Here is a 4577-nt window from a genome sequence, read left to right as displayed (position 1 = left end):
CAGGCGTTAACGATGGCAGGATGACTTCGCAGACGTGTGATACTCTTGCGTTCGATACTCAATTTGAGCTCAACTTCATTCCACATTAGCAATCGCCTTTAGTAATCATTCCAGCAAAAGTGCCCATTGCTCAACGTTTTTGCGAACAATAGAGGACTCATATTATGCTGACTCACTTCAAGTTCTGCAACAGTCGTCGCATAGACATTAATTTGTCATATTTTCTTAACCAAAATATTTGATAATTATCTGCTTAAACTTTAGTTGTAAAAGTGTTGATATGAAAATTCATGACCAGCGCGCGCTGAAACACGCTTCCCCTGATGAAAATACAACCACCTATTCATTGCTGCTTGATGAACTGACAGCTTTGCGGGATGAACTGGTGAAGTCCGAAAATGGATTTTCTGATACCCTACAAAAAGTGAATTTACAACACCACGCTGGTGCTGCTAATTTAATCCATTATCTGGGTTTGCGGCGCAGAGATGTGCGTCCATTACAGGAAAAATTGGCCGCGGCTGGACTGTCTTCACTGGGGCGCGCAGAATCGCATGTGTTGCCAAACCTGCAAGCTATCATCACATTGTTACAGCATACCCTGCAACTGACATATCGTGACGACATAGCCTCTGATACCGCAGGTGCGGCAAAAGGGCCTGTTCTACTGCAAGCCAATGCCAAAAACCTGCTCGGCAAACTCCCGTCGCAGCGGCAGGTGCGCATTATGGTGACTTTGCCAAGCGAGGCGGCAGACGACTACACTTTGATCAAGGAAATGCTGTTGAAAGGGATGGATTGTGCCCGTATCAACTGTGCTCATGATGACCCTGCAGTTTGGTTACGGATTATTGACCAAATAAAGCTCGCATGTCGTGAGACGGGACGTCACTGCCGTATCTTGATGGATTTGGCTGGACCAAAATTGCGGACTGGTGATATTGCACTTGGCCCACCTGTGATGAAATGGCAGCCAAGACGAGACGTACAGGGTCGTATAATTTCCCCCGCAAGGATTTGGCTGCATCATGAGAAAGATCATCTTTCCTGTCCAGCCTCAGCAGATGCTTGTCTTCCAGTTCAGGGAAATTGGCTTTCGCATGCTAAAAAGCGAGATCAAATAGAATTTACCGATGCCAGAGGGTCGCGGCGCAAATTACAGTTGGCTGAAAAAGTGGGAGATGGATTCTGGGCTGAATCCAGCCAGACTGCCTATCTGACTTCAGACATGAAGTTGCACTTAAGCAGAATGTTGAAATCTAAAAAAACCGAGCATGTGGGTAACGCTGGTGCCGTTGGCGCTTTACCACAAACACCGGAAACAATCCGTTTGTATCGTGGTGATAACCTGATTCTGACTAGATATCCTATTCCGGGAATTCCTGAACAGTATGATGAAAGTGGCAATTTATTGCGTGCTGCTAGTATTGCTTGTTCCTTGCCGGAGGTTTTTGCAATGGTCAAGTCTGGTGAACGCATCCTGTTTGATGATGGTCGCATCGGCGGGATTATTCGCAGCGTTAACGCCGATGAACTTATGGTGGAAATTACTCAGGCACGCGATGGTGGAGAAAAACTACTGTCTGACAAAGGCATTAATCTGCCAGATAGCCAGCTTGATTTAAGTGGCTTAACCGATATTGACATCGAGAATCTGGAATTTGTTACGCATCATGCAGATATCGTGGGTCTTTCTTTTGCCCATCGTGCAACAGATGTCGAATTGTTGCAGCAACACTTAAAACGACTCAATGCGAATCAGCTTGGCATCGTGTTGAAAGTTGAAACACGAGCTGCCTTCGAGAATTTGCCGGAGTTACTCTTTACCTTATTGCGCTCACCTAACGTAGGTGTGATGATTGCACGCGGTGATTTGGCGGTGGAATGTGGTTATGAACGTCTGGCGGAACTGCAAGAAGAGATTATGTGGTTGACCGAAGCTGCACACCTGCCGTTAATCTGGGCAACCCAAGTGCTGGAAAGTCTGACAAAGAATGGTAAACCGAGTCGTGCCGAGATTACCGATGCGGCCATGGGTGAGCGTGCAGAGTGTGTGATGTTAAATAAGGGACCTCACATACTGGATGCCATCCAGATGTTGGATGACATACTGCAGCGTATGCAGGGCCATCAGAATAAAAAGAGCGCCTTGTTGCGACGCTTGCACTGGTAGTTTAAAAGTATGATCGAATTAGCTTGTCTGACTAATATGGATGCCTGTCATGTCTGATGTGGCTGAAAGAGCCTTGCATACTAGGGTGGGTCGTTCAGTAGATGCATTGCGACGCTCACTAATTGATAATCTGTTTTACATTACTGGTCGCTCGCTCCAGAAAGCGACCCCTAATGACCTATACATCGCATTAGCCTACACCGTGCGCGATCGCATGTTAGAGGGCTTTATTACCACTGCAGAAACCTACAAATCCAGTAGCGCCAGAACGGTGTGCTATTTTTCTGCTGAATACCTGCTGGGACCACATCTCGGCAACAATATTCTTAACCTGGGCTTATGGGACAATCTTACTCAAGCCATGTTAGATATGGGTGTGGACATGGAAACCATTCTACAAGAAGAACCGGAACCAGGGTTAGGGAACGGCGGGTTAGGGCGTTTGGCCGCTTGTTACATGGATTCGCTTGCTACGCTGCAAATTCCAGCGATTGGTTATGGCATACGCTACGAATTCGGTTTGTTTCAGCAGGTAATCAAGAATGGATGGCAGGAAGAAGTCACCGATGCGTGGCTGCGTAATGGCAATCCATGGGAACTACCCAATCGGGAGCGACGCTATCTGGTCAAGCTAGGCGGTCACACTGACCAATATCAGAGTGAGAATGGCCATTTACGCGCTAGATGGGTACCTGATTACACCGTTTACGGTGTCGCTTACGACACCCCAATTCTCGGCTACGGTGTACTCAATACAAACTTATTGCGACTCTGGAAATCAGAGGCCTATAACGCTTTTAACTTTCAAGCCTTCAACATGGGCAATCACTGCGCTGCGGTGGAAGAAAAAGTGGTGGCTGAAAATCTCAGCAAAGTGCTCTATCCAAATGACGCGTCGGAAGTTGGCAAGGAACTGCGATTAAAGCAGCAGTATTTTTTTGTTTCCTGCTCCTTGCAGGATATGGTTCGCATTGTTCAGCACGATTTGGGCGATCCAGCCCTTTTTCCAGAGAAGTTCGTAGCACAGCTTAACGATACTCATCCTGCTATTGCAATACCAGAACTGATGCGACTTTTAATAGATGAGCATGCTTTTACTTGGGAAGTCGCCTGGGATATTACCCGTAGTAGCTTCGCTTACACAAATCATACGTTGTTACCTGAAGCATTGGAAACATGGTCTTTGGATTTGTTTAAACGCATTTTACCGCGTCATCTAGAAATTATTTACGAGATTAATCAACGCTTTCTTGATGAAGTGCGCCTGCGATTTCTCTACGATGATCAGCGCATCAGTCGCATGTCATTGATTAGTGATGAGACAAACCCACGATTACGAATGGCACATCTTGCCGCCGTAGGTAGCTTTGCCATCAATGGTGTTTCGGCGATTCATACCAGTTTGCTGAAAACGACAGTGATGCAAGATTTTTATGAATTGTGGCCAGAGAAATTTTGCAACAAGACCAATGGTGTTACGCCACGTCGTTTTATTGCCTTAGCGAATCGGCCACTGACTAAGTTGATTGATGATGCTGTCGGCGGGGACTGGCTAAAAAACATGGCTTTGCTTAAGCATTTGGAACCTTTGGCCAGCGATATAAGCTTTCAGTCACGCTGGCGCGAGGTTAAGCTTACGGCCAAGCATCAATTGTCAAATCACATTAGTCAGGTCACTGGCATCACGGTTGATCCAACGTCAATGTTTGATATTCAAGCCAAGAGATTCCATGAGTACAAGCGACAGCATCTTAGTCTTTTACACATCATCAGTCTGTATCATCGTCTAAAGTGCAACCCAAACTTGTGTATTGCACCGCGTACTTTCATTTTCTCTGGCAAGGCAGCTCCAGGGTATTATCTGGCTAAATTGATCATTAAATTGATCCATTCTGTTGCTGAGATAATTAATCACGATCCGCAAGTGAATCAAACAATAAAAGTCGTATTTCTGCCAAATTTTAACGTTAAGAATGCCCAACATCTTTATCCTGCTGCAGATTTATCCGAGCAAATTTCTACCGCAGGGAAAGAGGCCTCGGGTACAGGCAATATGAAGTTTTCAATGAACGGTGCACTGACGATTGGTACGCTGGATGGGGCGAATGTAGAGATACGCGAAGCGGTAGGTGAAGACAACTTCTTTCTATTCGGCCTGACTGCTGCTCAGGTGCAAGAGCGATTGATTGGCGGTTATCATCCGAGGCTAGTCATTGAAAGCGATACTGAACTAGAGAATGCCTTGAATATGATCAGCTCTGGTCTATTTTCACATGGAGATAGGCAACTTTTTGCACCACTTGTTAATAACCTTAGAGAACAAGACCCTTATCTGGTCTGTGCTGATTATCGCGCTTATCTAGACTGCCAGGATAACGTAGGTAAACAGTATCTTAATTCAGAA

At 45.8% G+C, this 4577-nt stretch carries 2 protein-coding genes; both read left to right on the top strand.

Annotated features, from left to right (window positions below):
- The first annotated feature begins 280 nt into the window (after positions 1-280).
- Complete coding sequence (locus Q8J82_RS00175) at positions 281-2173, top strand: pyruvate kinase (protein ID WP_304890941.1); 1893 nt, start codon at positions 281-283, stop codon at positions 2171-2173.
- A gap of 49 nt (positions 2174-2222) precedes the next feature.
- Positions 2223-4577: glycogen/starch/alpha-glucan phosphorylase (locus Q8J82_RS00170; protein ID WP_305327547.1), on the top strand; the 2355-nt coding region annotated here is incomplete at its 3' end.

Source organism: Methylotenera sp., from assembly GCF_030684185.1.
GTDB lineage: Bacteria > Pseudomonadota > Gammaproteobacteria > Burkholderiales > Methylophilaceae > Methylotenera.
This window is presented reverse-complemented; position numbering and strand designations above follow the sequence as displayed.